Raw genomic sequence first — 25,810 nt, forward strand, 5'->3', positions numbered from 1 at the left:
AGCGGTTACACTGTCGTTTTGTCCAATGCGGCCAGTCCGTATCACCGCATGCTAGCCATCCTTGAAAGCATCGACCGGCACACGACGGGCATCGAGCCCCTTGTCGCGCTGGTCGATACCTTGCGCCCGCGCCGTCCGGGCAACACCATTCGCGCCACCGCCAACGTGCGCACCCTGACGCAACTGCTGAAGGGCAATCCCGACCACGCGCGGCAACTGCGCGATTATCTTTTCCGGCTGCTGGAAAGCCGCCGTCACGCCAGCCTGTACAGCGAAGTGGGCGTGCTGTCGAACGACGGCTTCTTCACCGAGCTGAAGCGGCGCATCGCCTACCGCATGCTGCCGCCCGCGTTCGGCGACGAGTACCTGGCCGACGCGCTCGACCAGGTCCTGTACAAGCAGACCGACTACTGCTGGATCAGCGCCGTGCCGGCCGCGGACTGGCTGGCCTTGTTCGACACGGTCATGACGCCGCGGCCCGGTCCCAACGTCATGCTGCCGGGGCTGCTGGAAGCCATCCGCACGCTCAGCTACCGCGTGGCGGCCATCGGGCTGGAACCGAAGCTGACTAATTTCCACACGGAGATGGAAGAGTTCGAGTCGCCGTTCATCGTGCAGAACCGCGAGGTCGTCCACTACCTGGACGGCTACGAACGGATGCTGGCCGGCGGCGACGTGATGCTCGATGCGCGCCACCTGCTGGTCATGCTGGACCAGTGCGAGGCCGTGATCGCCAAGATCCGCAAGAAGGCGCTGCTACAGGGCACGACGATCGCGCTGACGTACCTGCTCGTCACGCTGAACCAGAGCATCGACCGGCTGCGCAAGCTCCTGTACCTGGTGGACGTGACGGGCGAGCTGCCGACTGCGCCAACGCTGGACGTGGAGGCCGTCGCCGCCGAGGCAATGCCTCAGCGGCAGCCGACACGAACGGCGACCCGCAAGCGCGCTGCCGCGCTGGCCCTGGCGCTCGAGCTGATCGAGGCGCACAACGACAAGTACACGATCCGCGACCTGTTTGCCGACAATATCCACCTGCTGGCCCGCAACGTCACGGAAAACGCCAGCCGCACCGGGGAACACTACATCGCCGAGAACCGCCGCGCGATGGCGGGCATGTTCCTGTCGTCGGCCGGGGCCGGCGTCATCGTCGGCTTCATGGCGCTGTGCAAGCTGCTGTTCGGCACGTTGCGGGCGGCGCCGCTGGTGGAAGCATTCCTGTTCAGCATGAACTATTCGCTGGGCTTCATGCTGATCCATGTGCTGCACTTCACGGTGGCCACGAAGCAGCCGGCCATGACGGCCTCGCGCATCGCCGCCGGCCTGCAAAGCCCGGATGGGCGCCATATCGACCTGGACAGCCTTGCCGAACTGATCAACAAGGTGCTGCGCACGCAGGTCACGGCTGTGCTGGGCAATATCGTCACGGCCCTGCCGACGGCGTGGCTGATCGCCTGGGGCTGGCTGCAGGTCACGGGCCACCACCTCGTCACGCGGGAGAAGGCCCTGCACCTGCTGCACGATATCGATCCGATCCACACGCCGGCCCTGTTCTATGCCGCCATCGCGGGTGTCTGCCTGTTCCTGGCCGGGCTGATCTCGGGCTATTACGACAACCAGGCCCTGTACACCCGCTGGGGCCGCCGCATCGCCCAACTGCGCGGCCTGAACGCGCTGCTGGGGCGCGAACGCACGGTACGGCTGGGCAGCTACCTGGAGAACAACCTGGGCAGCCTGATGGGCAATTTCTACTTCGGGATCATGCTGGGCACGATCGGCACGCTGGGTGCGCTGATGGGCCTGCCGCTGGACATTCGCCACGTTACTTTCTCTGCCGCCAACTTTGCGACAGCCCTGGTCGGCTTGGATCACAATGTAAGCTGGCAACTGGTAGTGAAATCCGTTATCGGCTTCCTGTCGATCGGGGTGGTCAACCTCGTCGTCAGTTTCGGCCTTGCCCTGTGGGTTGCGCTGCGCGCACGGCGCATCCCCTTCGAGCATGGCTTCCTGCTGTTGCGGGCCCTGTTCCGGCGGCTGCGCAAGGCCCCGGTCGACTTCTTTATCGGCAGTAAGGAGAACAAATGAGAATCCTGCGTGCGCAAAACTGGCTGGCCGCCGTGCTGGCGCTGTGGAGCCTGGTGGCCTGTGCATCGCTGCCGACCGTCGATGCCGACAAGACCCGGGCCCAGGCCGCGTCCGCTCCCGTGGTCAAGTCCGCCAACGGCACCCTGCCGGCGGACAAGGCCAAGGCGCTGCTGGCCAAGCGCTGGTCGAAGAACACGCTCGACCTGAAGGCACAGGCCGCACTGGAGGACGCCGCCACCGGTGCGCCGCTGATCGCCGGCAACCAGGTCAAGCTGCTGTTCGACGGCCCCGCCACGATGGCCGAGATGATGAAGGCCATCGCCGGCGCCAAGAACCACATCAACTTCGAGACATACATCTTCGACCAGGACGAGCTGGGCGACAAGTTCGCCGAGCTGCTGATGGAAAAGCAGCGCGCCGGCGTCACCGTCAACATCATCTACGACAGCGTCGGCACCCTGACCGTGCCGCAGGAGTTCTTCGACCGCATGAAGGCGGCCGGCATCCACCTGATCGCGTTCAATCCCGTTAATCCGGCCAAGGTGCGCGGCAACGGCTGGAAGGTCAACAACCGCGACCACCGCAAGATGCTGATCGTGGACGGCAAGGTCGGGTTCGCGGGCGGCATCAATATCAGCGACACGTATTCGAAAAGCTCGCCGTTCCGGTCCAAGACAAGGCCGAAAAGCGAGAAGGACGTGGGCTGGCGCGACACCCACGTGCGCATCGAAGGTCCCGCCGTGCAGGCGATGCAGTGGCTGTTCATCCAGAACTGGACGGGCCAGGACGCGGACGACCTGCGCGAGGCCGATTATTTCCCCGCACCCGTCATCGCCGGCGACAAGCTGGTGCGTATCCTCGGCAGCGAGCCGGGCGGCAAGTTCGAGATCTACAAGGCGATGCTGCTGGCGATCCAGGAAGCAAAGAAGTCGATCCACATCACCTGCGCCTACTTCGTGCCGGACGAGCAGACCCTGCAGGCCCTGATCGACGCGGCCAAGCGGGGCGTCAAGGTGGAACTGGTGCTGCCCAGCGTCTCCGACAGCGGGCTCGTGTTCCACGCCGGCCGTGCCTTCTACCAGCGCCTGCTGGAAGCGGGGGTGCGCATCCACGAGCTGAACCTGGCCGTGCTGCACGCCAAGACGGTCGTCATCGACGGCGTCTGGTCCACGGTGGGATCGACCAACATGGACACCCGCAGCTTCCTGCACAACAGCGAAGTCAACGTCATCGTGCTGGGCGACGCCTTCGGCAAGGAAATGGAAAACGCCTTCCGCGAGGACCTGCGCAACTCGAAGGAAGTCACGCTGGCCGCCTGGCGCGACCGGGGCGTCGTCACCCGCATGAAGGAATGGGCCGCCAAGTGGTGGGACTACTGGCTGTAGTCCCCCTCAACTGACCAGCCCGTGTCCCACCACGGGGTCAGGCACCGCGGTGGGACACGGGCTGGGCCGTAGTCAATCGCCCAGCCACGGCTCCCAGGTATTGCCTTCGCGCCGGAACGTTTCGACCGAGGTGACCTGGAAAGCGCCCGCCGCGTCCTTCCAGCTGTAGCGCTCGACCTGGATCTCGTCCGTGTCGATGCGCAGCACGTTGAACGAGTTGTCTTCCCCCTGCCCCGCGTCGACGTGGCCGTGCCCGCCTGTACCACGAGCGCGGCATAGCCCGCGATCTTGTAGCGCTTGGCGCTGTTGGCCGAGCTGCTCGTGTGCACGTGGCCCGCCAGCAGCAGGTCGACGCCACAGCGCGAGAACGCTTCCATCGCCATCGGCGCGCGGTCGACCAGGTCGTCCTCGTCATGGTGCTCGGGCAGGTCGAACGGGTGGTGCGTGACGACGATGCGCGTCAGTTTCGGGTCGATCCCGGCCAGCCGCGCGTGCAGCCGGGCCAGTTGCTCGCGGTTGACGCGGCCGTCCTTGATCGTCAGCGAACGGGCTGTGTTCAGGCCCATGACGGCGATCTCGTCGTCCACGTATTCCGGCGCCAGGTTCGGCGTGATGTAGCGGCGGTACTTCGTCAGCGGCGTCAGGAAGCGGGCCGCCACGTTGTACAGCGGGATGTCGTGGTTGCCCGGCACGACGATCTGCGGCTGCGGCAGCGTGTCCAGATAGGCCTTGGCGGCCTTGAACTGTTCGGTGCGGGCCCGCTGCGTCAGGTCGCCGGAGACCACCACCACGTCCGGCCCCACCTGCTCCACCGTCGCGCGCAGCGGGTCGAGCAGCTGGTCGTCGACCTTGCCGAAATGGATGTCCGATAGATGTACGATGGTGCGCATGCGTGGTTCTCCTGTCAGCGGGGCACGATGACCGTCAGCGCGCCGGGACGCGAGCGGTACCGCAGCGGCGGTGCCATCAAGGTGACCTCGCCATCGGTGGCGACGCGGATCAGCTTGCGGCGTGTGTCGATTTCAAACTCGCGGGCCAGCAGCACGTCGAAATCGGGTGACGTGCCGAGCCTGCCCAGCAGGGCATGGCAGGCAAAGCGCAGCAGGCCGCGCCGGGTGGGTCGCTGCGCCACGTACAGGCTCAGCTGCCCCCGGTCCAGCGCCGCGCGCTCGCCGATGGTGAGCCCCTGCATCAGGTACTCATTATTGCCGATGAAGACGAACGGGGTGCGTCGCGCATGCTCCGCGTCGCCCACCCGCAGGCGGATACTGAGGAAGGGATAGCGCCGCAGGGCCGCCAGGGTGGCCCAGCAGAATGCCAGCCACTTGCCGCGGCCCAGCCGGCGCTGCTGCTTCTCGCGGTCGCGCACGATGTCCGGGTACAGGCCCAGGCTGGAATTGTTCAGGAAGATGCGCCCATTGACCTCGCCGACGTCAACCTGCCGCGGCTGTCCGCTGGCGACGTTGGCGATCGCCTCGTCGAGCGCCAGCGGAATGCCCAGGTCCTTGGCGAAATGGTTCAGCGTGCCCAGCGGCAGCACGGCAAACCGGGTGGCGCTGCCGGCCAGCACGGAGGCCACCGCGTTGACGGTGCCGTCGCCACCGCCCGCCGCGACGATAGGCACGCCGCGCGCGACGGCCCCGCGCGCCGTCTCGATCATTTCCTGGCCGCTGGCGGCCAGCGTGACCCGGGCCTGCAAGCCCACCTGCGCGAACCGGTCGTGCAGGCTGGCGGCCCAGTCATTGTCGTAACCGCCACCGGCCGCGGCATTGACGATGACGACCACGGTCGTCATCACTGCTCCTTGCGTGCGGCGCGCCGGCGCCGCAGCGTCGACACCGATGTGATGCAGATCGCCAGCCATGCCAGGCTTTCCGCCATCGCGGCCAGCACGTCGCTGACGAAATGGGCGCCCAGGTAGACGCGGCTCAGCGCCACCAGCAGCACCATGCAGACGGCGCCCGCCACGGCCGCCATGCGCATGCGCCAGCTCGGGTTCGTGGTGACGACGTAGCTGGCCAGCAGCCCGTAGAACAGCGTGGCCGCCGCCGTATGGCCGCTGGGGAAGCTGTACGTTGCCAGCGTAAGGAAAGGCTCGTCGAACACGGGCCGGGCGCGCTGGTAGACGTGCTTCAGCAGCACGTTGAGCAACATCCCCCGGGGACGCAGATCGCCGTCGCCAGCAGCCAGTATGGCGCGTGGCGGCGCCAGAACCACAGGCCCAGCAGCGCGGACAGCACGCTCATCGCGGGAATGCCATGCAGGTGCGTGACGCCGAACATGATCGTGGTCAGCGGCTCGAACGCGTGCTCGTAGAACCATTGCGACACCCGTTCATCGTAGCGGGCGATATCGTCGCCCTCGCCGACGGCATCGGCGATCTCGCCGAACACGGCCACGGCCGCAACGAGCGTCAGCACGCCAGCGGTCAGGTGCAATCCGAGTTCGCTGCCGGGACTCAGCCGGGCGGCAAGGAAGCGCATCAGTTTGCCGTAAGCGATCCGGCTCATGATGCGTGCGTGATTACAACGGTTAGCAAAAATAACTGATTTTCCATACAGTCCTGTGTTTTTGTACAGTAGTTGTGATAAGCTTTCATCCAGTGCAGTACAGATTTCCGCACACGGCACCGTTCCAGACAATAACTCGCGGCATTTTGCCGAGGGCCTGGAACTGGCCGGCAAGCAAACATCACGAATCAGTAAACCAAACTTAAGGAATTGTCATGGCAACCATCAACTCCGGCGTCGGCTCCCACCGTTTCGAATCCCGCTTTGGCCTTGAATATGCTCCCATGTCGTTCCTGGTCCGTTTCGGCAAGCGCGAAATGCTCGTGTGCCGCGATTTCCGCAAGCGCTTCTACGCGGTCAACCCCATCATCGAATGCGACACCGGCGTGCAACCGGGCCATATCGAAGTGCTGTTGTTCGGCCGCTGGCTGTTGATCTTGTCGAAAGCACACTGATTCATCTGTGCAGTGTCGCACAGTCACCCACAATGCGCGCGTCTCAGCGCGCTGACGATCACGACAGGCGCAGCCAGCGGCACGACGGCGAGCGAAGCAGCGGCCCCCCTCTTCACCCGCTGCTCTGCAGACGTCGTGCGGCGACCGGCAGCAATGCCGGGGGCTGCGCCGGGGCGTGATCCGATAGGGCAGAGGTAGATGGGTTGCTTCGGCGGCAGGAGCGGCTGACGAGCGTGCTGGGGCGAGGATGCCCGCGCCCCGCTCGGTGACTCGAATGCGCCTCGGATCGTAGGCGCCGAGTCGATGTGGGGACTGTCCCGCGCAGATCCGGTTTAGGTTGGCCCTGGCTGGTCCTGGTTCGGGCTTCGGCCGGACCAGCACGCAACCAGGGCTTGACGAACGCCCCGGCCGGTTTGACCGGAACTCGACCTGGCTCGCACCGGCTGACTCTAGCGGCTGGCTCGTACCGAAAGACTCGTACCGGCTGGCTTGTACCGGCTGACTCATAGCGGCTGACTCATAGCGGCTGACTCGTACTGAAAGACTCGTACCGGCTGACTCGTACCGGCTGACTCATAGCGGCTGATTCATAGCGACTGACTCGTGCCGACTGACTCGTGCCGGCTGACTCGTGCCGGATTATCGGATTTGGCAGTAACCCTGCGATGCGATCCTCAGCAGGCGCTGCGCGCAGCGGTGGCAGCGTCAGGATCGACGGGGGCGCTCGCCAACGCTGAATGGCCCACTTGCGCCATCTCCCGCAGCAGTGCCAGTGCGCAGCGATCATGCGACTGCAGGGCCAGCTGCAGTGCGGTGGCCGTCGTGCAGGAGGCGTCGATCGCGGCCATGAAACGATGCTGCGTGTGCGCCAGCAGGCGGGAGCGGAATCCTATGCTGCCGAACATCGTGCCGACGTCGAGGCAGGCGTCCCGCAGTGCCAGCAGCGAACGCTTGGTGGTCTCGATATCGTTGCGCATGCCGCTGTCCATGTCGATCAACTCCGTGCGCCCCTTTTCGTGGCGCGACAGCTCACGGATCGAGCCCAGCCAACCGCGGATGCGCTGCTCGATGCGCACGATGCGCACGGCCTTGTTGCGCATCGTGACGCAGTAGATCAGGCACAGCGCCCACACGGGCAAGCTGGCCAGGCATGGCGGCAGCCCGGCGCGCGACAGCCGCGTTTCCATCTTCCTGAGCTTTTGCAGCGTGATGCCGATGTGGGCAGACAACCGGTCCTGGCGCATGACAGCCTCCGTGACGTGGCGGTACCGGCCGGCACCGCGCAATACCCAGCAGTATAGGCAGCGAACCTGCTGTAGCGCTCGCTTGCACGGTTGATCCATCTTAAACCTGGTCAATAAAAATTGGCTGGAGGCATCTATGTGCACTTGGCCAGCCCAGCCTGCGCTGCCGTACGCGTGCGCAGCCGTACAGATGCCGCCGCGTGCCTGCGTCAAACTGGCCGACCGGACCAGGAGAACCCAATGCAGAACGCACCACACGAACGTGCCGCGCGCGATGAGGCCGTGCGCCAGGCGGACGTAACGCACGGCCCGCAGCCCGTCGAACCTGCCGCCGCGCTGGCCAAGGCAGCACCGCCGGCGCACGACACTGCATCCCCCAGCTCGCAGAAAGTCATTTACGCGGCCATCGTTGCCAACCTGGGCATTGCCACGGCCAAGTTCATCGTGGCGGCCATCACCGGCAGCGCGGCCATGGTCGCGGAAGGCATCCACTCGGCCGTCGACACGGGCAACGAGCTGTTGCTGCTGCTGGGGGAGCGCCGCAGTGCACGTCCGGCCGACCGACGCCATCCGTTCGGCTACGGCAAGTCGTTGTACTTCTGGGCGCTGATTGTGGCACTGTCCGTGTTTTCCCTGGGCGGCGGCCTGTCGATCTACCACGGCATCGCAGCGATGCAGTCGCCGCCACCGCTGGAAGACCCGCTCTGGAACTATGTCGTGCTGGGCGCCGCCGCGGTGTTCGAGGGCTACAGCTGGAACGTCTCGCGCAAGGCACTCAACGGCATGCGCAAACCCGGCTCGAGCCTGTGGCAGACGGTGCGGACCAGCAAGGATGCGTCCGTGTTCACCGTCTTCATCGAAGACTCGGCGGCGCTGCTGGGCATCGTCATCGCGGCGGCCGGCATCGCACTGGGCCAGTACTTCGGCAATCCCTACTGCGATCCGGCGGCATCGATCCTGATCGGGCTGCTGCTGGTGGGCGCCGCCATCATGCTGGCGCGCGAGACCGGCGGCTTGCTGGTCGGCGAAACCATCGATATCGACCAGCTGGCCGCGCTGCATGCGCTGTTCGACCGCGAGCCGGCACTGGAGCAGGTGGCCAGCCTGCGCACGATGCAGCTGGGCCCCGATGACGTGCTGCTGGCCGCCTCCGTCCAGTTCCGGCGCGGCATGCCCATCGACGAAGTCGAGCAGGCCATCGGCCGCCTGGAAGCCGCCATCGCGGCGGAGCACCCGGCCATCCGCCACGTCTACTTCGAGGCGGCAGCCCTGCGGGCGGCGCTGCGCTGACGCGGCAGGTCGACGGCGCGATCGATTCGATGACCCGTGTGGCGTCGATAAGTCGGCCAGGGCTGGGCGCTTCTCGTAAAACTCCAAGGTCAGTCCCTATGCAGGTACCGACCCTTGCCCTTTCCCGGCCGGGCAGCGATCCAGCGCACCTCACCCAAAAAAACAGCCGCCCGCGGGCGGCTGCCATGCGCATCGCAACGCGCGTTACTTCTGCTTGTCGTCGGCCTGCTTGCCCAGCGAGCGCGCCACCGCTTCCTGCAGCTTGTCGCCGTGCGGGCCCTTGGCCGCTTCGGCCATGCTGCCCACGTTGCGGGCGCGGTCCGACTGCTGGTCCAGGCTGACTTCTTCCGCCACGTCGTAGCGGCCGTCGTCCTCGCCCTGGCCCGGCAACAGCCCTTCCGAGCGCGCCACGTCGCCACGCTGTTCGCTGCCGGACGGCGCGCCGGACTGGGAGCCGAACTGGGAGCCAGACGACGTATCCGCCTGGTTGCCGCCCTGCGATGTCCCCTGCTCGCCGCTGCCCTTGCCGCCCTGGCTCATGGCCGCGACCGGCGTGCCGCCGCCCTGCCCGCCCTGCTGCATGCTGCCCATGTGGCGATCGTCCGCGCGCACGTCACGGTCGCGGATCGTGGCGCCATGCTGGCCGCCCTCGCCCGCCGGCGCGCCCATCGCGGGACCGCCCACGTCATCGAGGCCGCTGCCCATCGATTTGCCGGCGCCCTGCGGCGGCGGCGAGTTGTAGTCGGCGCCGTGCGGCACGGCCTCGCCCACGATTTTCCTTGCGTCTTCCGGCGGAATGGCGTCGGGCAGGTGCGTATGAATCGTCGGCTGGCCCGGTCGTTTCTGATCGTCGTTCTGCATGATGCCTCCTTCTCTTTGTCGAACGGTCATCTTAGCCGAATGCCCCGTTTGACCGCACCACGTTGCCGCGCCACAAAACTCGCGCGTGGGCAGCGTGTGGGCACACCGTCCCGTTCGGGAGTAGAGTAAGCCATGAGCCTGCTGAGCACGACGATTCCGGCCATGGGCGGCCCGCTGCAGGGCGCCGCCACCGAATGGCCCTACCTGGAAATGCTGACGCGTTTCGCGCTGGCGCTGGCGCTCGGCCTGCTGATCGGCCTGGAGCGCGAGCGCCGCAAGAAGGAGGCGGGCCTGCGCACCTTCGGCTTCATTGCCGTGCTGGGCGCGGTGGGCGCATCGCTGGGTGACACCTATGCCTATATCGTGCTGTGCCTGACGGGCCTGCTGACGGTCTTCCTCAACATCCAGGACATGCGCACCCACGCGGGCACCGAGCTGACCACGTCGGCCGCCATGCTCGTCACCTGTATCGCCGGCATCCTGTGCGGCAAGGGGCATACGCTGACGCCGGCCGCGATCATGGTCAGCTCCACCGCCCTGCTGGCCTGGAAGGACATCCTGCAGGGCTTCTCGATCGGCCTGACCGAAGGCGAGTTGCGTTCGGCGCTGCTGCTGGCCATCCTGGGCATCGTCATCTATCCCGCGCTGCCCGTCGGCAGCATCGGGCCGATGGGCCTGATCGAACCGCGCGCCGCGTGGGCCACCGTGATCCTGATCGCCGGCATCGGCTTCGTCAACTACGTGCTGTGGAAGGCGTTCGGCACGCGTGGGGTGGCGATTGCCGGCTTCCTCGGCGGCCTCGTCAACAGCAGCGTCACCGTCAACGAACTGGCCTCGCGCGTCGGCAAGCATGCCAGCGGCGCGGTCGCGGCGGCGGCATACCGCGGCATCCTGTTGGCCACGTCGGCCATGGTCACACGCAATGCCGTGATCCTGGCGCTGCTGGCGCCCGGCGTGGCCGTCGCGGGCGCCGGCGCCTACCTTGCCATGCTGGCCGCCAGCGCCTTCTTCGTGTTCTATCCGCGCACGCCGGCCGCCACCGGCATCGTGGCGCGCCAGGCCGAGCAATCCGACCAGATCGTGCTGCCGTTCTCGCTGTGGAGCGCGCTGAAGTACGGCCTGGTGTTCCTGCTGCTGCACATCCTGGGAGTGCTGACGCAGAAATACTTCGGCAACGTGGGCTTCTACGTCGTCAGCCTGATTGGCGGCACCGTGTCCAGCGCCAGCGCGGTCGCCGCCGCCGCCAGCCTGGCCGCCGACGGCAAACTGACACTGGACGCGGCGGCCACCGGCGCCATCATCGCGTCCCTGGCCAGCGTGGCGATCAACCTGCCGTTCGTGCTGCGCGTGCCGAACCGCCGCTTCGTGCTGGCCATCGCCGTCGCGATGGCCGTCATCGCGGCGCTGGGGCTGGCCGGGATGCTGTTGGGCGAGACGCTGGCGGAGCTCGTCAACAGCCATTTCCCTGTCCTGCTCAGCTTGTACCAGCCGCGGCACTGACGGCGGCCCCGGCCGCTCGACCGTTGCGCCGTCGCAGTAAATTGTGGACCGGACCGGGCCTGTCGCTTGCATGACGCCAGTACTCGGTTACCATGATCTCATCGTACTGCCCATCGCGAGGTCGCCATGCTCCGACATCTCTGCGCCGCCCTGCTGGCTGGCGCCTGCGCCGCCGCCCAGGCCGGCGATACCTGGACCTTCACCTATACGGGATTCCACGACACGGGCGACGACGTGTTCCTGCCCGATCACCAATTGCACGGCAGCTTCACGGGCGCCGACGGCAATGGCGACGGCATCCTGGAACGCCTGGAGATCACGTCCCTGATCCTGAACGGCAAGGATTTCGTCGCCTGCGAGCCGGACAGCAACTTGTACTACCGCTGTGGCGCCGAAGCGTTCAGCTACTCGCTGGCGGGCGGGCTGTCGTTCAAGGCCGGCGAGCACGGCAGCGACCCGGAAGGCTGGGTCGGTGGCGGCCATTACTACATCTCCGGCGACGGCGAATACACGTACAGCTACCGGCCCAGCCACGACGAGCAGCGCGCCTGGCTGTGGACGGACCGCACCGGCCTGGTCGTCGCCTCGCCCAATCCGGAACCGGAAACCTGGGCAATGCTGGCGGCGGGGCTGGCGATGACGGCGTGGGCGGCCCGGCGGCGCGCGCCACACCGCGCCCCAGGCCAGGACTGACCGCGGCCGTTTTCCGCCAGCCACGCGACGCCCGCCATGTCATCATGGCGGCATGGACCTCACTGACCGCTTCAGCTGCCACCGGGCCGTGCAGGCGCGCGACGCGCGCTTCGACGGCCGCTTCTTCGTCGGCGTCACGTCGACGGGCATCTACTGCCGCCCCATCTGTCCGGCGCGCACGCCGAAGCTCGAGAACTGCCGTTTCTACCCGTCCGCCGCCGCCGCGCAGCAGTCGGGCTTCCGGCCGTGCCTGCGCTGCCGCCCCGAATCCGCGCCCGGTGGCGGCGCCTGGCGCGGCAGTTCCGACACGGTCGCGCGTGCCCTGGCGCTGCTGGGCGAATCCGGCCAGCACGACGAGCCGGCGCTGGCCGCCGTCGCGGCACGGCTGGACGTCAGCATGCGCCAGCTGCGCCGCCTGTTCCAGCAGCACCTGGGGGCCTCCCCGGTCGCCGTATTGCAGACGCGCCGCATCCTGGTCGCCAAGCAGCTGATCCACGAAACCCGGCTGCCCATGACGGCGGTGGCAATGGCGGCCGGCTTCGGCAGCATCCGCCGCTTCAACGAGACGTTCCAGGCCATGTATGGCCGGCCGCCCAGCGCGCTGCGCGGCCGCAGCGCGGGCCAGGCCGACAGCGCCGCCGAGATCGTGCTGCGCCTGCGCTACCGGCCGCCATACGACTGGCCCGCCCTGCTGGCGCAATGTCCCGTCCTGCCCGGTATCGCCAACGTCGCGGGCGCCGAATACCGCCGCGCCGTGCGCATCGGCACGGCCAGCGGCACCGTGCGCGTGTGGCACGAACCGGCGCGGCACAACCTCCACGTGGGACTGCGGCTGGACGACATCCGCATGCTGGCCGACACCCTCGCGCGCGTGGCCCGTGCCTGCGATACCGCGGCCGACATCGCAGCCATCGACGCCCACCTGGCGGCCGATCCGCTGCTCGCGCCGCCCATCGCCGCCAGGCCGGGCTTGCGGGTGGCCGGCCCCTGGGACCCTTTCGAAGCCGCCGTGCTGGCACTGCTGCCGCCCGGCGCCCTACCCGCCCTGCTGGCACGCTGCGCCGAAGCGCTGGCGCCGGCGCTGCAGCTGCCGGGCGTGACGCACCTGTTCCCCGCGCCGGCCGCCGTCGCCGCTGCCGGCCTGGCGGACCTGCCGGCGGCACCGCAACTTCTCCAGGCGCTGCAGGCGCTGGCGCATGCGATGGCGCGCGACGCGACGTTCCTGCAGCCGGGCAGCGCGCCCGTCGGCGCGCGCCTCGCAACACTGGCCGGCTTCGACGCACCGCTGGCTGCCCGCGTGGCCACGGCAGTCGCGGGCGAGGGCGACGCGTTCTGCTGCGCCGACCCCGCGCTGCTGGCCCGCAGCAGCGCCTGGCAACCCTGGCGCGCCTATGCCGCGCGCCACCTTTCATTGACCGAGGAGACTCCATGCGCAGTATAGAGACGAGCAACGACGAACTGTTCCACCACTTGCATACGGATGGCCTGCTGATGCTGGCCAACTGCTGGGATGGCGGCAGCGCCCGCGTGGCCGCCGCCGCCGGCGCCACTGCCCTCGCCACCAGCAGCGCGGCCGTCGCCTGGGCGCACGGCTTTGCGGACGGCAGCCACCTGCCCGTCGACCTGCTGCTGCAGGCGGCACGCGGGATCGGCCGCGTGTCCGGGCTGCCGCTCAGCGTGGACATCGAGGATGGCTACGGCGACGATCCGGCTGCGGTGGCGACGCTGGTGCGCCAGCTGGCCGAAGCCGGCGTGGTCGGCATCAATATCGAGGATGGCAGCGGCCCCGTCGACCTGTTGTGCCGCAAGATCGCCGCCGCGCGCGGGGCGGCGGAGCAAGCCGGCGTAAGGCTCTACCTCAACGTGCGCACCGACGTCTACCTGCGCGGCCTGGCCCCTGCCGGCGAACGCGTGGCTGAAACGATCCGTCGCGCGGCGCTGTACCGCGAAGCGGGCGCCAGCGGGCTGTTCGTGCCGGGCCTGGCGCAGGAAGACGAGATCGCGGCGGTGGCGCAGGCGGTGGCACTGCCCCTGAACGTGATGGCGCTGCCCACGTTGCCGCCGCCCGCACGGCTGCGCGAGCTGGGCGTGCGCCGCCTGTCGGCCGGCTCGGCGATCGGCGAGGCGGGGTGGTCCCAGGTGCAGCAAGCCGTGCGCGAGTTCCTCGCCACGGGCCGTGTCACGCCGGGCGCCCTGGGCTATGGCGCGATCAATGCGCTGATGGTGGCGTAGCCCCCGGCAGCAGTTCCAGCGGCACGCCGCCGCGCGCCGTGCGCAGGTTGACGAGACGGACCGGCTCGAGCGCATTGGCGCGCCGCCCGTCCGTCGTCACGGCCAGTGCCAGCGTGTTGACGCCGTTCGGATTGACGATGCCGGGCGGGATGACGAACGTGCGCTGCGGGCCCACGTGGGCGATGAACTGCCCCATGTTCCAGCCGTTCACGAACAGCAGCGCGCGGTTCTCCCGCGCCGAACGGGGCCGGTCGGTATCGCCGAAGGCCAGGCCCAGTTGCACGTCGTGCCCGCGCGGCAGGTCCAGCGCGAAGCTCGTGCGCAGCCAGTAGGTGCCCGGCGCGGGCGGCGCGGCCGTCGGCGCGCTGGTGCGCCAGCCGTCGGCGGGGGCGCCCGGCAGGTGCCAGCCCTGCCGCTCGCCATGCAGGCCGCCGTTGTTCATCGGCCCGCGCACCGGGTCCGCGATGGCCTCGCCGCCCAGGTTGCCCTGCAGGCGCCACGCGATCGGCACGGCGAAACGGCGCCCGCCCTTCGACGTCAGCGAGGCGGCGATCAGGCCGCGCGCCTCGCGGTGCGCGTCGTCCGCCATCAGGTCCCAGTTGTGCGAGTTGTTGCGCACCATGACGGCGATGACGTGCTTGCCCGGCGCCAGCCGGCCCAGGGCGAACCTGGCGCTGTCCGTGGTCTCGGGGAACTGGCGGCCCGTGTCCAGCTCGTGCTGGCCCACGTAGCGCCCGTCCACCCACACCTGCAGCATGCCGGCGCCGCCGCCCCCATAGAACAGTTCGAGCTGGTCGGTCGACGGGTCGGCGACCTGCACGTGGCCCCGGTACCACACGTCGCCGTGGTGGAAGCCGTAGTCGCTCATCGCCAGCGTGTCCTGGCCCCGTTCCGGGGTCGTCCACGTCTGCGCCGCCGAGGGCCGCGCGTCGGCCCGCACCCAGCCGCTGTCGTCGAAGCCCGGCTGCGCTTCCACGCTGTCCATGCGACGCAGCCAGCGCTGCGCCGCCAGGTCGGGCAGCCGTACGGTGGCGGGGCCGGGCACGGGCGCCGCACGCAGGCTGCCGTCCGGCTGCGCCGCCAGCGCCAGCGCCGCGCCGTTGAACGTCGCGTGCTGCGCGGTCGAGCCCCACAGCTCGAGCGGACTCGCAATGCTGGTGTCGCCCGTCAGGTCCAGCCTACCGTCGGCATAGGCGGCGCCACGCAGCAGCGCCGGCGTCAGCGCCAGCACGGGACCGCGGGCGGTGTGCCGCAGCCAGAACGCCTGGCTGTGCGGCTCGTCCGCCAGCAGCAGGAGCAGCGGCGCGCGTCCGCCGCCGCTGATGCGCACCCGCGCCAGGCCATCGTGCACATACGTCAGCTTTAGTACGCCACGCTGGTAGCCCGACGTCACCTGGCCGGCCAGCACCTCCACCTTCGGGGCCGTACCATAGCGCAGCAGCGTCTCGCCGGCCTCGCCGGAGCGGCCGTGCAGCAGCACGATATCGCGCTCGCCATCGGGTAGTTGCGCCTGCAGCTCGGAGGTCGAGTAGACCAGGTGCTGGCGCCCCACGGGGAAGTCAGCCAGCAGCAGCTTGCCGTCCTGGCCGTTCAGGCGCAGCGGCACGCGCCAGTTGCCGTCCCGCGTCGCGAGGTCGAACGTGAACGTGTCGTCGCTGGTGCGATTGGACGGGCTGTGCACGGCAAACAGCACGTGCGTGCCCAGCGTGGGGTTGACGTTGTGGTAGACCTTCACGTGCGGCGATGACGCCTGCAGCGCGGGGCCCTTGTCCATCTGTGCCAGCGCCTGCTGCGCGGCCTGCACGAACATGCCCTGCTGCTTGAGCGCCAGCGCCTTCGGCCGCACGCCGCGGTCCTCGGCGATGGGGGCGCCATAGTCGTAGGACGTGTACACGACGGGGCCGGCCAGCCAGCCCCACGACGTGCCGCCGAACGTCATGTAGACATTGTGGATCGTGATGCGGTTGATCAGGTTGGTGCCGTAGAACACGCGCTGGTAGCCCTTGCCCTGGCGCTCGGCGGTGCAGGCATACGTGCCGTTCGAGCCCCAGTAATCGAACCAGCCGCCGCCCAGCTCCGCCGCGAAACCGGGCGTGCGGGGCGACGTCAACGCCCCCGTCTTCGGTCCGCCATGGCCGTAGATGCCCCAGTCGGGGCGGCATTCGGGCCGGCCGGATCGGCATGCACGTTGCAGGTGCCGCCCGGGTAGCCGTCGAAGGCGTACAGGTCGGTCGGACCCGGGTTGGCCCATGGCGCGCTGGCGCCCTTCGGCGCCCAGTCGGGCAGGCGCCCGGCCGCGTTGTGGAAGAACGGCACCGTGATGCCGTCGCGGCGCGCCTTCGCGGCCAGGTGCTCCATCTGCCGCACATGCTTCGGTTCGACCTTGCCCAGTTCGTTCTCCAACTGGTAGGCGATGACGTTGCCGCCGCCGGTCGTGACCTGGTGGCGCGCGACGATGGCGTTAATCTGCGTCATCCACTCGTCCACCGCCGCCAGGTAGACGGGATCGTCGGTGCGGGCTTCGGCGCGGCTGCGCAGCAGCCAGCCCGGAAAACCGCCGGCCGTCAGCTCCGCGTTGACGTACGGCCCCGTGCGCGCGATCACGTACAAGCCTTCCTCCTCGGCGATCTCCAGCGCCTGCTCGACGTTGCGCACGTGGGCGAAGTCGTACACGCCCGGCGCGGGCGAGTGGTAGCCCCAGTCGAAATAAAACGCGACGGCGTTGAAGCCCAGCGCCTTCATCTTCTGCAGTACGTCGCGCCACAGCGAGGGATTGGGCAGGCGGAACGGGTGGATCTCGCCGGACCAGATGACGACGCGCTCGCCATCGATCTTCAGCGAATACTGGTCCCAGCTGACCTGCCTGGGCTTGCCGCGCGGCCGCGTGGCCGCATCGAATGCCGCCCGGTCCAGCTGCAGCACGCTCGCTTCGCGCACCCCTGCCGCCGCGCCTTTCACTGCGGGCGGCGTGGTGGCGGCGGCCTCGCGCGGCAGCGGCTGCGCGGCCTGCCACTGTGCCAGCGCCGCGTCGGCGGCAAGCAGCCAGCGGCCGCCGGTCGTCGTCACGAGCGCTTGCGGTGCGCCGCCGGCGCCTTGCCCCCACGCGATGGCGGTAACGTCGCCGTCGCCCGCGAACGGTACCTGCCGGGCAGGCTCCCAATGCCGCAGGTCGCGCGAGCGGGCCAGCGCCAGCTCGTGCCGGCCGGTCGCGTACAGCAGGTAGAAGTAGCCGTCGTCATGCCGCAGCAATGCGGGCGCGCGGGCGTTAGCTCCACCGGGCCGGATGGCCTCGGAGGCCAGCGACGTGTAGGTCACGCCATCGCTGGAGGCGAACAGGCTGATGGTGCCGGGCGACGTGGCCGTGGTGGCGGCCATGACCCAGGTGCCGCGACTGGCCGTGCCTTGACTGGCCGTGCCTTGACTGGCCGTGCCTTGACTGGCCGTGCCTGGACTGGCCGTGCCTGGACTGGCCGTGCTGGCGGCCTGGCCCGCCGGACGGGTCGCATCGGAAGCTTGCGGGATGCCCAGTTCCTGGGCGGTGGCGGACAAGCCCTGGGCAAGGGCGAAGGAGAACAGCAGCGTGGACAGGCGAGTGGCGATCGGCATGGGCGTTCGGATGACGTGGCAGGCAATGCGAGGTGCCCCATCATAGTGGCTTTTGCCGGGCCGGCAACGGCGGGAACGGTCACGTTGTTGAGCAATTGTGTCGAGCGATTGCGGCGAGTAGCGGACGCTTCACCAAGCCGCTCGTCTTCGCCGGCCGGAAGCACGGTGCGACGCCTTCGCCCCAGGGTGGCGCACGAGGGGCGAAGGTGTTGCCAGCGCCGGGCGGTTACCGCGTCAGCCGACGCGCCGGCGCCGGGCGGCCGCAGCGCCGACGATGCCGAGACCCGCGAACACCATCGCATAGGTAGCCGGTTCCGGGACGGCGGAGGCAATCGTCACCGTGACATTGTCGAAGGCGATGTCATGCTCGGCGAACAGCTCGCCGCCGTTGTCGCGGGTCTGCAGCCAGAGCGTCGCCCCGGCCAGGTTATCGAGCGTCACCACGCGGGGCGTCAACAGGTCCGGCGGCGTCAGCGCGCCGGGGCGGTCGAGATACAACGTCAGCCCGGCCTCCTGGTTGCCCCATTGTTCCTGCGCCTGGAAAGACGCCCTCAAGCTCAGGTAGGGCCGCGTGTCGCCAAAGTTGCCCATCAGCAGATCGGCGCCGTCGACACTGGTCACCGTGTAGGACGCGCCGGCGGTGGTGAAGGTCAGGCTGGCCGCGCCGAACGCGCCGTAGCCGAATGCCTCGGTGCCGTGGAAGCTGTCGGTGTCATAGTCGATCGTCATCGACAACTGGCCCGGTGTATTCGAGCCCAATGGGCCGGTGGAGACCATGGTTCCGGAACCGTTGACCGTCAGCGTCATCGGGGCTGCCGAAGCGAGAGCGGCGACGCCGCTCAGTAACAAGGCCATGCATGCTTTGACTAACATGTGCTGCTCCATTGGTGAGATTGAATTTGTGCGCGATGGATGCGGCTCGCACATTGCGACTTGCAAGCCGCGTCGCCCCCAGGTGGCTGGAGGCAGCCGATGAGGTTAGCATAAAAACAATGGTGCACGGCAGCCTATCCGCGCATGGATGATGCGTCGCTGGACGAAGCGCTTCGACCGATTGGGGGACGCCTGTTTGCTGGGCGAGACAGTGACGACAGCTGGTGCCGACGCGGGGCCAATCCGCCACCTCGACGCTGGACGCCTACGAAGCCGGCGCCTGCGGCGCCTTGGCGTCCTCCCGCTCGGGCCTGGCGCGGCGCTGGCTGCTGTCGCCCGCCAGCACCCTGGCAATGACGTCGGGCGCCACCTTCTCGCGCTGCAAAAGCGCCTCGGCGCGTTCGGTGCCCAGCTGCTCGGAGACGACCAGCGCCGCTTCGACGATGGCAGCGCGCACGACGTCGGTGCGCCGGCCGGCGTTGCAATAAAACGCCTGCGCCAGGCCTGCATGCCATTGGGCCGGCACCCGTCCGCCGATCGACGCCCCCACTTCGTTGCCGCGGGTCTCGCCGACCGTCAGCACGCGCTCGATGACTGTCGGCGGGACCTGCTCCTCGAGCAAGTAGCGCCGCGCATCTGCCAGCCCAAGCATTTGCCTGAACACCAGGCCGGTGGCCACTTTCTGCGCCGTCAGCACATCCTTGCGTAATTCCTGCATCGATACTCCGCCACGATGATGGTTTGCCGGTCATCGCTGCGGCCGGTCCGGCGGCATCAGCGACGAGTTGCCCGACACCTTACCTTTCAAAAGCGTGGCATGCAATCGAACGGGGGTACGGTGCGGCAATTGTGAACGAGATGCGACATAGACGTAACATTTTAGCGGATCTGTCCTGGACATCGCCGACGATCACACCAACCCCGTCAGGTAATACAGCGCGATGACAAAGAACACGGCCGCCGTCTTGATCAGGGTGATGCCGAAGATGTCGCGGTACGATTGCCGGTGCGTCAGCCCGGTCACGGCCAGCAAGGTAATGACGGCGCCATTGTGCGGCAAGGTATCCATGCCGCCGCTCGCCATCGCCACCACCCGGTGCAGCACCTCCAGCGGAATGCCGGCCGCGTTGCAACCTGCAATGAACGTGTCCGCCATCGCCGCCAGCGCGATGCTCATGCCGCCGGACGCGGAGCCCGTGATGCCGGCCAGCGACGTCACGGAAATGGCCGCGTTGACGAGCGGGTCCGGAATGCCGCGCAGGGCCTCGCTGACCGAGACGAAGCCGGGCAGCGCCGCGATCACGCCGCCGAAACCATACTCCGACGCCGTGTTCATCGCGGCCAGCAGCGCGCCACCCACGGCCACCTTGGTGCCGTCCGCGAACGACGCGCGGATGCGGCCGAACGCGGTGACGCACACCAGCAGGATGCCCAGCAACAGCGCCCCTTCCACGGCCCAGATGCCGACCAGCGTCTTGACGGGCGTCTGCACGGGCGCGTGCAGGCCCGGCAGCAGGTCCGGCGTCAGCAGGTAGCTGTCGCCATACCACTGGCGGATCAGTGCGGTCAGCACGAAGTTGGCGACGCCGACCAGCACGAGCGGCGCCAGCGCCAGCAGCGGATGGGGCAGCCGCGCGTCCTCGGCGCGCTTGGGCGCGGCGGCGTCGTCGCCGTAGCCCTCCCCGGTCGCCATCGCGCCGCGGCGACGCCATTCCAGGTACGCCAGGCCGGCCACGACGGTGGCAATCGCGCCGGCGGTACTGAGCCACGGCGCGGCCCAGCCCGTGGTCTGGAAGAACGTCGTCGGGATGATGTTCTGGATCTGCGGGGTGCCCGGCAATGTATCCATCGTGAACGAGAACGCGCCCAGCGCGATGGCGCCCGGCATCAGCCGCTTCGGGATGCCGCTCTGGCGGTACAGCTCGGCGGCGAACGGATAGACGGCGAACACGACGACGAACAGCGACACGCCGCCATACGTCAGCAGCGCGCACACGGCTACGATCACGGCGTTGGCGCGCGAGCGGCCGATGTAGCGGATCGCCGCCACGACGATGGCTTCGGAAAAACCGGCAAGCTCGACCAGCTTGCCGAACACGGCGCCCAGCAGGAACACGGGGAAGTACAGCTTGACGAAGCCCACCATCTTTTCCATGAAGATGCCGGAAAACACGGGGGCGACGGCGCCGGGCTCCGTCAGCAGCACGGCGCCCAGCGCGGCCACCGGGGCGAACAGGATGACGCTGTAGCCCCGGTAGGCGGCCAGCATCAGGAAGACCAGGGCGGCAAGGACAATCAGGAACGACATGGGACCTCGGACAGTTGTCGAAAATGTACGGAGCCCGATGCTAGCGTGTTTTGCATTGTCGTGTTGGCTCGGGTGTGCCGGTTGCCCCGGGTCGCCCGCGCGAACGGCGGGTGCGGCCGCGCAGGCAGTGTGCTACTGTGGGTCAGGCGACTTCGCCCTTGAAAGGTGCGTCATGGATATCCAGGTACTGGCGGCAACTGCCGACCGAACGGAACGACGCATGCTGCGGCAACTGCTGGGCAACCTACCCGACGATGTCGACCGTATGATGCTGCGCTTCATCACGCGGCTGCGGCCCGCCGGGCGCCCCGTGCCGCTCCAGGTACCGGACATTCTCATGCTCGACGCGGCCGCGGCCGGTCCCGGCGGCCCGCCATTCCTCGCGGCCCTGACCGCGCCGGGCGCGGCCATCCCCGTGATCCTGCTCGTGGCCGCCCCGGCCGCCGGCGTGGACCTTGGCGCGGCCCAGGTCGTGCTGGCGCAGGCGTCGCGCCAGCTGCTGCGCGCATTGATCGCGTCGATCGTGGCGTCCGCACGGGCCGCCATGCCCGGCGACAGCGGCGCCGCAGTGCTGGCGGCCATTGCCGATGCCGTCATCAGCACCGGCACCGACGGCAAGATCACCTACTGCAATCCTGCGGCGGAGCGCCTGATGCAGCTGAACCGGGAGCAGATGCTGGGTTCGCCCGTCGCAAGCCTGATGCTGTTGCAGGACCCGGCCACGCTGCGCCCGCTGGTCCACCCGATCGTCGAGGCGCTGGCGCGGGGCCAGACGATCCGGCTGCAGGCCGGTTGCATCCTGGTGCGGCCGGATGGCTCGGAAATCATGATCGACGACTCGACCGCGCCGATCGCCAAAGCCGACGGCACCTTGTCCGGCGCGGTCATGGTTTTCCACGACATCACCGAGGCCCGCGAGCTGCAGGCGCAAGTCGACTACCTGGCCTGCACGACTTCCTGACGGGATTGCCGAACCGCTTTGCCGCCCAGCGCCACCTGAACCGCATCCTGCTGGAGGCGCACGGCAATGGCAAGGAGCTGGCCGTGATGTACCTGGACCTGGACCGCTTCAAGGCCGTCAACGACACGCTCGGCCACGCCGCCGGCGACGCGTTGCTGGTCTCGGTGGCGGCGCGGCTGCGCAACTGCTTCCGCGCGGTCGACATGATCAGCCGCCAGGGCGGCGACGAGTTCGTCGTGCTGATGGCACCGGGCACGAGCAGCGACGATGCCACCCGCGCGGCGGACCGCATCCTGGCGGCCGTCGCGCAGCCGCACACGATCGAGGCGGAGCAGGTGCACGTCGGCTGCAGCATCGGCATCGCACTGTATCCCCAGCACGGGCGCAGCGCGGAGACGCTGCTGCGCCATGCCGACACGGCGCTGCACAGTGCCAAGGTGTCCGGCCGCAATGCGTGGCGCTTCTTTCGCCCGGAGCTCCTGGCCAGCGCGGTGCAGCGCCGGCAGGTCGAGGATGGCATCCGCACCGGGCTGGAACACGGCAGCTTCCAGCTGTTCTACCAGCCCAAGTTCCGCCTGTCGGACGGCACGCTGGGCGGCTGCGAAGCGCTGCTGCGCTGGCACCATGCCGACTGGGGCTGGGTCAGTCCCGCCAGGTTCATCCGCGCGGCGGAGGAATCCGGCCTCATCGTCCCGCTCGGCAAATGGGTGCTGGACGAAGCGATCCGCCAGGCCGGCGTGTGGGAGCGCGCCGGCTGCTGTCCGGAGGCGATCGCGATCAACGTGTCGGCGCTGGTGCTGAAGGACCCCACCTTTCCGGACCGGATCGCGCGCAAGATCGGCGAGGCCGGCCTCGACCCGCGCCGGCTGCAGGTGGAGCTGACGGAGTCGGCGCTGATGCGCGACATGCATGCATCGGCACTGGCGCTGCAGCGGCTGAAGGACGTCGGCCTGTCGATCGCCATCGACGATTTCGGCACCGGCTATTCCAGCCTGGGCTACCTGGCCGAGCTGCCGATCGATCTCGTCAAGGTGGACCGCGCCTTCGTGCACGGCATCGACACGGCGACGCCACGGCGCCAGGCGCTGCTGCGCGCCGTCTCACGCTGGCCCACAACATCGCGTTGCCGGCGGTGGCGGAAGGCGTCGAGACGAAGCCGGAGATGCAGTTCCTGGCCGATGCGGGCTGCCCGCTGGGCCAGGGCTATTACTTTGGCCGGGCGGTCGACGCCGCCGGTTTCGCCGGCGCATTCCTCCACCCATCGGTTCCCGTCGCGACGCCGGCCTGACGGCCCCCGTCACAGGCCGCGCTCGGGCACCAGGCGGCGGCGGCGCCGGTGCGGCTCGTTCAGCACGCGCATCACGGTCGCGGTATCGAGGGCATAGATGCGCAGCAGGCCTTCCGCGTAATGGCGACCTTGCGTGGCGGCGCAATCGATGGCTCGTTCGACCGCCCAGGCGGCAGCGACGTTCGTGCGCGCCTTGAGCTCGGCCTGCGTGTGCTCACCCGTCGTTGTCGCCCGCTCCAGCGCATCACGCACGGCCGGGTGCACGCTGTCGGCCTGGCGCCGCGGGCCGGCCTTCGACAGCACGCGCATGGCCGTGGGCCGGTGCACGCCGCGCCGCCGCAGGTAATGCCAGGCGCTGACGCAACCCCACTGCGCGTCCAGCTGCAGCGCCGCGTCGATGACGCGGGCGCGCTGGCTGTCGCTGCGGCGCTCGATGCGGCCGCGCGCGCGGGTTGTCGTCATGCCCGGCCTTGCGCACGCCACGGCACCTGGCGCGCATAGCCGACGGCGTCGGCCAGCCGCTCGTAGCGGTAGGGTCCCAGGCGGAAGTAGCCCAGCACGTAGGCGATATCGTACTCGTGCATCAGCGCGGCGGCGGCAGCATCGGGCACCCAGCCCGGCAGCCATTGCGGCTGGAAGTCGCAGTCAGGCAGGAAGCCGGGCCGGGCGCGATCGCAACGCGCGTAGCGCATGGCATCGTCGAGCGATTCGTAACGGTACTGGCGATAGTGGTAATGGCGGCCGTCGTAGCTGACCTCGAGGGCCGCCGCGTCCTGCCCGGTGGCGGCGGTAGTGTCCATGAGCGTAGTCTCCTGTTGGCACGGCGGCGCGCACCGATGGGCGCCGACTGGCGCTCGCGTCAGGTCGGCTCCACGGTGGGGACGGTAAACGGCCATTGCAGCGGATAGCGCTCGACCCAGCCGCGTGCGGCGCTGAACGCCTCGTCCAGGGCCGCCTGGTCGCTGCGATAGGTCCCGTTGGCACAGCTGTCCTCGTACCGCAGCACGTTGGTGGCCGTCACGCGCACGCTGTATTGGTATGCAATCCGTCCGTCCAGCGTGAAGCAGGTGACGTCGATGACATGGCCGCGGTAATGTTGGGATGACCTGTACACGCTCGCTTCGCACGTGCGGGTGGCAGGCGTCCGGCTGGGCACCTGCCTGGGATCTCGATACGGATGCGGCGCCGGGTTGGCCGGCGGGGGGCATGGGCTCGATAGGCCAGGAATCCAGTGTACATGGAAAACGGTGTCGCGGTGGTCTCCTTGCTCGCGGCGCGCGCCGCGGCGTTTACATTGCCGGCAAATCGTGCGACCGTAGACGCTACTGCAAGCAGGAGGCCCCATGACCATGCCTTTGCACACGGACGTCCTGATCGTCGGCGCCGGCCCGGCCGGGATGGCACTGCGGCTGGCGCTGCAGCGCCTCGGTATCGCCGCGCTCCAGGTCGACAAGCACGCCGCCGGATTGAATACGTCGCGCGCCGCCGTCATCCACGCGCGCACGCTGGAGGTGCTGGAGCCACTGGGCGTCGTCCCGGCCCTGCTGGCGCATGGCTTGAAGGTGCAGGATTTTCGCATCCGCCAGGACAGCGACGTACTGCTGCACATCGGCTTTGCCGCCATCCCGTCGACCTACCCGTTCGCCCTGCTGTGCCCCCAGAACCGCACCGAGGCGATCCTGCAGGCGCAGCTCGACGCCGCGGGCCTCGCCGTCACACGCCCTGCCCGGCTGGCGTTCGCGGCGCAAGGCGTGGACGGCATCACGGCAACGCTGGCGCTGCCCGACGGTGGCTCGCAAAGCGTACAGGCGCGCTGGGTGGTCGGCTGCGACGGCGCCCGCAGCGCCGTGCGCGACCTGGCCGGCATCGCCTTCGAGGGCGGCGACTACAGCGAGACGTTCGTGCTGGCCGATGTGCGAATGGACGGGCCGTCGCGGGACGAGGTCAGCCTGTACTTTTCCGTGCACGGGCTGATGGTGGTGGCGCCGCTACCTGAAGACGATGGCGGTTCGACGGATCGGTATCGTGTCGTTGCCACGGTCGCGGCGGCGGCGGAGCTGCCCGTGTTGGCTGAAGTGCAGGCGCTGGTTGACGAACGCAGCCCCGGCGCGCGGGTGCGCGAACTGCTGTGGAGCTCGTCCTTCCACCTGCAGCACCGGATTGCCGCCGAGGTGCATCGGGGGCGGTATCTGTTGTGTGGCGACGCCGCGCACGTACACAGTCCGGCTGGCGGCCAGGGGATGAATATCGGGATCCAGGATGCGGTCGAGCTGGCCGCGCCGCTGGCGCTGGCGTTGCGCGAGGGGGATTTGGCCGGGATTGTCGCGTGGGCGCGGCATCGGCATGAGGTGGCGCGGGAGGTCGTGCGGATGACCGATGGGTTGACGCGGATGGCGACCGTGTCGTCAGGGGTTGGGCGGGCGGTGCGGGATGCTGTGTTGGGGGTGGTTGGGCATAGTGAGTTTTTGCGGCAGAAGGTGGCGGTGCGGTTGGCGGAGTTGGAGGAGTGAGAGCTTTGC

At 68.7% G+C, this 25,810-nt stretch carries 23 protein-coding genes and 2 pseudogenes; 11 read left to right on the forward strand and 14 right to left on the reverse strand.

Annotation, left to right across the window (positions count from 1 at the left end; genetic code table 11):
- The first annotated feature begins 48 nt into the window (after positions 1-48).
- Together PX653_RS12015 and cls are read left to right on the forward strand one after the other, a co-directional pair.
- Positions 49-2,085, forward strand: coding sequence for a site-specific recombinase (locus PX653_RS12015; RefSeq protein WP_277418099.1), 2,037 nt, complete (start codon positions 49-51; stop codon positions 2,083-2,085).
- Positions 2,082-3,470: a cardiolipin synthase gene (cls, locus tag PX653_RS12020; protein WP_277418100.1), complete on the forward strand. Its 1,389-nt coding sequence runs from the start codon at positions 2,082-2,084 to the stop codon at positions 3,468-3,470. The genes PX653_RS12015 and cls overlap by 4 nt, the downstream gene beginning before the upstream one ends.
- A gap of 72 nt (positions 3,471-3,542) precedes the next feature.
- Here cls and PX653_RS12025 read toward each other — a convergent pair.
- The 4 genes and pseudogenes from PX653_RS12025 to PX653_RS28215 form a co-directional block, all read right to left on the reverse strand.
- Positions 3,543-4,360: pseudogene (locus PX653_RS12025) on the reverse strand (metallophosphoesterase family protein).
- Between the two features lie 14 nt (positions 4,361-4,374).
- The gene (locus tag PX653_RS12030; RefSeq protein WP_277418565.1) at positions 4,375-5,265 is read right to left on the reverse strand and encodes a diacylglycerol/lipid kinase family protein; all 891 of its coding nucleotides are present in this window, start codon (positions 5,263-5,265) and stop codon (positions 4,375-4,377) included.
- Complete coding sequence (locus PX653_RS28210; protein WP_307731059.1) at positions 5,265-5,612, reverse strand: phosphatase PAP2 family protein; 348 nt, start codon at positions 5,610-5,612, stop codon at positions 5,265-5,267. The genes PX653_RS12030 and PX653_RS28210 overlap by 1 nt, the downstream gene beginning before the upstream one ends.
- Positions 5,603-5,980, reverse strand: a complete 378-nt coding sequence (locus tag PX653_RS28215; protein WP_307731060.1) for a hypothetical protein — start codon at positions 5,978-5,980, stop codon at positions 5,603-5,605. The genes PX653_RS28210 and PX653_RS28215 overlap by 10 nt, the downstream gene beginning before the upstream one ends.
- 215 nt (positions 5,981-6,195) lie before the next feature.
- On the opposite strand from PX653_RS28215, the gene PX653_RS12040 reads away from it, so the two are divergent.
- Positions 6,196-6,435 carry a hypothetical protein gene (locus tag PX653_RS12040; RefSeq protein WP_107141510.1) on the forward strand — a complete coding sequence of 80 codons (240 nt, stop codon included), beginning with the start codon at positions 6,196-6,198 and terminating at the stop codon, positions 6,433-6,435.
- 674 nt (positions 6,436-7,109) lie between these two features.
- On the opposite strand, the gene PX653_RS12045 is transcribed toward PX653_RS12040, so the two are convergent.
- Positions 7,110-7,679 carry a hypothetical protein gene (locus PX653_RS12045; protein ID WP_277418101.1) on the reverse strand — a complete coding sequence of 190 codons (570 nt, stop codon included), beginning with the start codon at positions 7,677-7,679 and terminating at the stop codon, positions 7,110-7,112.
- A gap of 240 nt (positions 7,680-7,919) precedes the next feature.
- On the opposite strand from PX653_RS12045, the gene PX653_RS12050 reads away from it, so the two are divergent.
- Positions 7,920-8,969, forward strand: a complete 1,050-nt coding sequence (locus tag PX653_RS12050; protein WP_277418102.1) for a cation diffusion facilitator family transporter — start codon at positions 7,920-7,922, stop codon at positions 8,967-8,969.
- A 204-nt stretch (positions 8,970-9,173) separates the two neighbouring features.
- Here PX653_RS12050 and PX653_RS12055 read toward each other — a convergent pair whose 3' ends face one another.
- Entirely contained in the window at positions 9,174-9,830 is a 657-nt protein-coding gene (locus tag PX653_RS12055) for a hypothetical protein (RefSeq protein ID WP_277418103.1), read from the reverse strand.
- A gap of 132 nt (positions 9,831-9,962) precedes the next feature.
- Between PX653_RS12055 and PX653_RS12060 the strand changes: the two genes are divergently transcribed.
- The 4 genes from PX653_RS12060 to PX653_RS12075 all read left to right on the forward strand — a co-directional run bounded on the left by PX653_RS12060 (position 9,963) and on the right by PX653_RS12075 (position 14,255).
- Positions 9,963-11,330, forward strand: a complete 1,368-nt coding sequence (locus PX653_RS12060) for an MgtC/SapB family protein (protein WP_277418104.1) — start codon at positions 9,963-9,965, stop codon at positions 11,328-11,330.
- A 126-nt stretch (positions 11,331-11,456) separates the two neighbouring features.
- Positions 11,457-12,023 carry a PEP-CTERM sorting domain-containing protein gene (locus PX653_RS12065; protein WP_277418105.1) on the forward strand — a complete coding sequence of 189 codons (567 nt, stop codon included), beginning with the start codon at positions 11,457-11,459 and terminating at the stop codon, positions 12,021-12,023.
- A 52-nt stretch (positions 12,024-12,075) separates the two neighbouring features.
- A complete protein-coding gene (locus PX653_RS12070; protein WP_277418106.1) occupies positions 12,076-13,464 on the forward strand; it encodes a bifunctional transcriptional activator/DNA repair enzyme AdaA in 1,389 nt (462 codons plus the stop codon).
- A complete protein-coding gene (locus tag PX653_RS12075; protein WP_277418107.1) occupies positions 13,452-14,255 on the forward strand; it encodes an isocitrate lyase/PEP mutase family protein in 804 nt (267 codons plus the stop codon). Before PX653_RS12070 ends, PX653_RS12075 begins: the two co-directional genes overlap by 13 nt.
- On the opposite strand, the gene PX653_RS12080 is transcribed toward PX653_RS12075, so the two are convergent.
- From PX653_RS12080 to PX653_RS12100, 5 genes are all read right to left on the reverse strand, one after another.
- The gene (locus tag PX653_RS12080; protein WP_277418108.1) at positions 14,233-16,365 is read right to left on the reverse strand and encodes a beta galactosidase jelly roll domain-containing protein; all 2,133 of its coding nucleotides are present in this window, start codon (positions 16,363-16,365) and stop codon (positions 14,233-14,235) included. The two genes, PX653_RS12075 and PX653_RS12080, sit on opposite strands and share 23 nt — an antisense overlap.
- Positions 16,362-17,861, reverse strand: a complete 1,500-nt coding sequence (locus PX653_RS12085; RefSeq protein WP_277418109.1) for a beta-galactosidase — start codon at positions 17,859-17,861, stop codon at positions 16,362-16,364. Before PX653_RS12085 ends, PX653_RS12080 begins: the two co-directional genes overlap by 4 nt.
- Before the next feature lie 234 nt (positions 17,862-18,095).
- On the reverse strand, positions 18,096-18,734 hold the full coding sequence (locus tag PX653_RS12090; protein WP_277418110.1) for a PEP-CTERM sorting domain-containing protein: 639 nt from the start codon (positions 18,732-18,734) through the stop codon (positions 18,096-18,098).
- A 265-nt stretch (positions 18,735-18,999) separates the two neighbouring features.
- Entirely contained in the window at positions 19,000-19,452 is a 453-nt protein-coding gene (locus PX653_RS12095) for a hypothetical protein (protein WP_277418111.1), read from the reverse strand.
- A gap of 192 nt (positions 19,453-19,644) precedes the next feature.
- Positions 19,645-21,042, reverse strand: a complete 1,398-nt coding sequence (locus PX653_RS12100; protein WP_277418112.1) for a GntP family permease — start codon at positions 21,040-21,042, stop codon at positions 19,645-19,647.
- 172 nt (positions 21,043-21,214) lie between these two features.
- Here PX653_RS12100 and PX653_RS12105 point away from each other — a divergent pair, with 172 nt between their 5' ends.
- Positions 21,215-22,003: a PAS domain-containing protein gene (locus PX653_RS12105; protein WP_277418113.1), complete on the forward strand. Its 789-nt coding sequence runs from the start codon at positions 21,215-21,217 to the stop codon at positions 22,001-22,003.
- A 5-nt stretch (positions 22,004-22,008) separates the two neighbouring features.
- Positions 22,009-23,291, forward strand: a pseudogene (locus PX653_RS12110) (putative bifunctional diguanylate cyclase/phosphodiesterase).
- A gap of 9 nt (positions 23,292-23,300) precedes the next feature.
- Here the strand turns inward: PX653_RS12110 and PX653_RS12115 are convergent.
- The 3 genes from PX653_RS12115 to PX653_RS12125 are packed head-to-tail and all read right to left on the reverse strand — an operon-like array spanning position 23,301 to position 24,405.
- Positions 23,301-23,753 carry a hypothetical protein gene (locus tag PX653_RS12115; RefSeq protein ID WP_277418115.1) on the reverse strand — a complete coding sequence of 151 codons (453 nt, stop codon included), beginning with the start codon at positions 23,751-23,753 and terminating at the stop codon, positions 23,301-23,303.
- Complete coding sequence (locus tag PX653_RS12120; protein ID WP_277418116.1) at positions 23,750-24,091, reverse strand: hypothetical protein; 342 nt, start codon at positions 24,089-24,091, stop codon at positions 23,750-23,752. Before PX653_RS12120 ends, PX653_RS12115 begins: the two co-directional genes overlap by 4 nt.
- Before the next feature lie 59 nt (positions 24,092-24,150).
- Positions 24,151-24,405 carry a hypothetical protein gene (locus PX653_RS12125; RefSeq protein WP_277418117.1) on the reverse strand — a complete coding sequence of 85 codons (255 nt, stop codon included), beginning with the start codon at positions 24,403-24,405 and terminating at the stop codon, positions 24,151-24,153.
- 229 nt (positions 24,406-24,634) lie between these two features.
- Between PX653_RS12125 and PX653_RS12130 the strand changes: the two genes are divergently transcribed.
- Entirely contained in the window at positions 24,635-25,801 is a 1,167-nt protein-coding gene (locus PX653_RS12130; RefSeq protein ID WP_277418118.1) for an FAD-dependent monooxygenase, read from the forward strand.
- Positions 25,802-25,810 lie beyond the last annotated feature (9 nt).

The organism is Pseudoduganella chitinolytica, from assembly GCF_029028125.1.
In the GTDB taxonomy this organism is placed as follows: Bacteria; Pseudomonadota; Gammaproteobacteria; order Burkholderiales; family Burkholderiaceae_D; genus Rugamonas; species Rugamonas chitinolytica.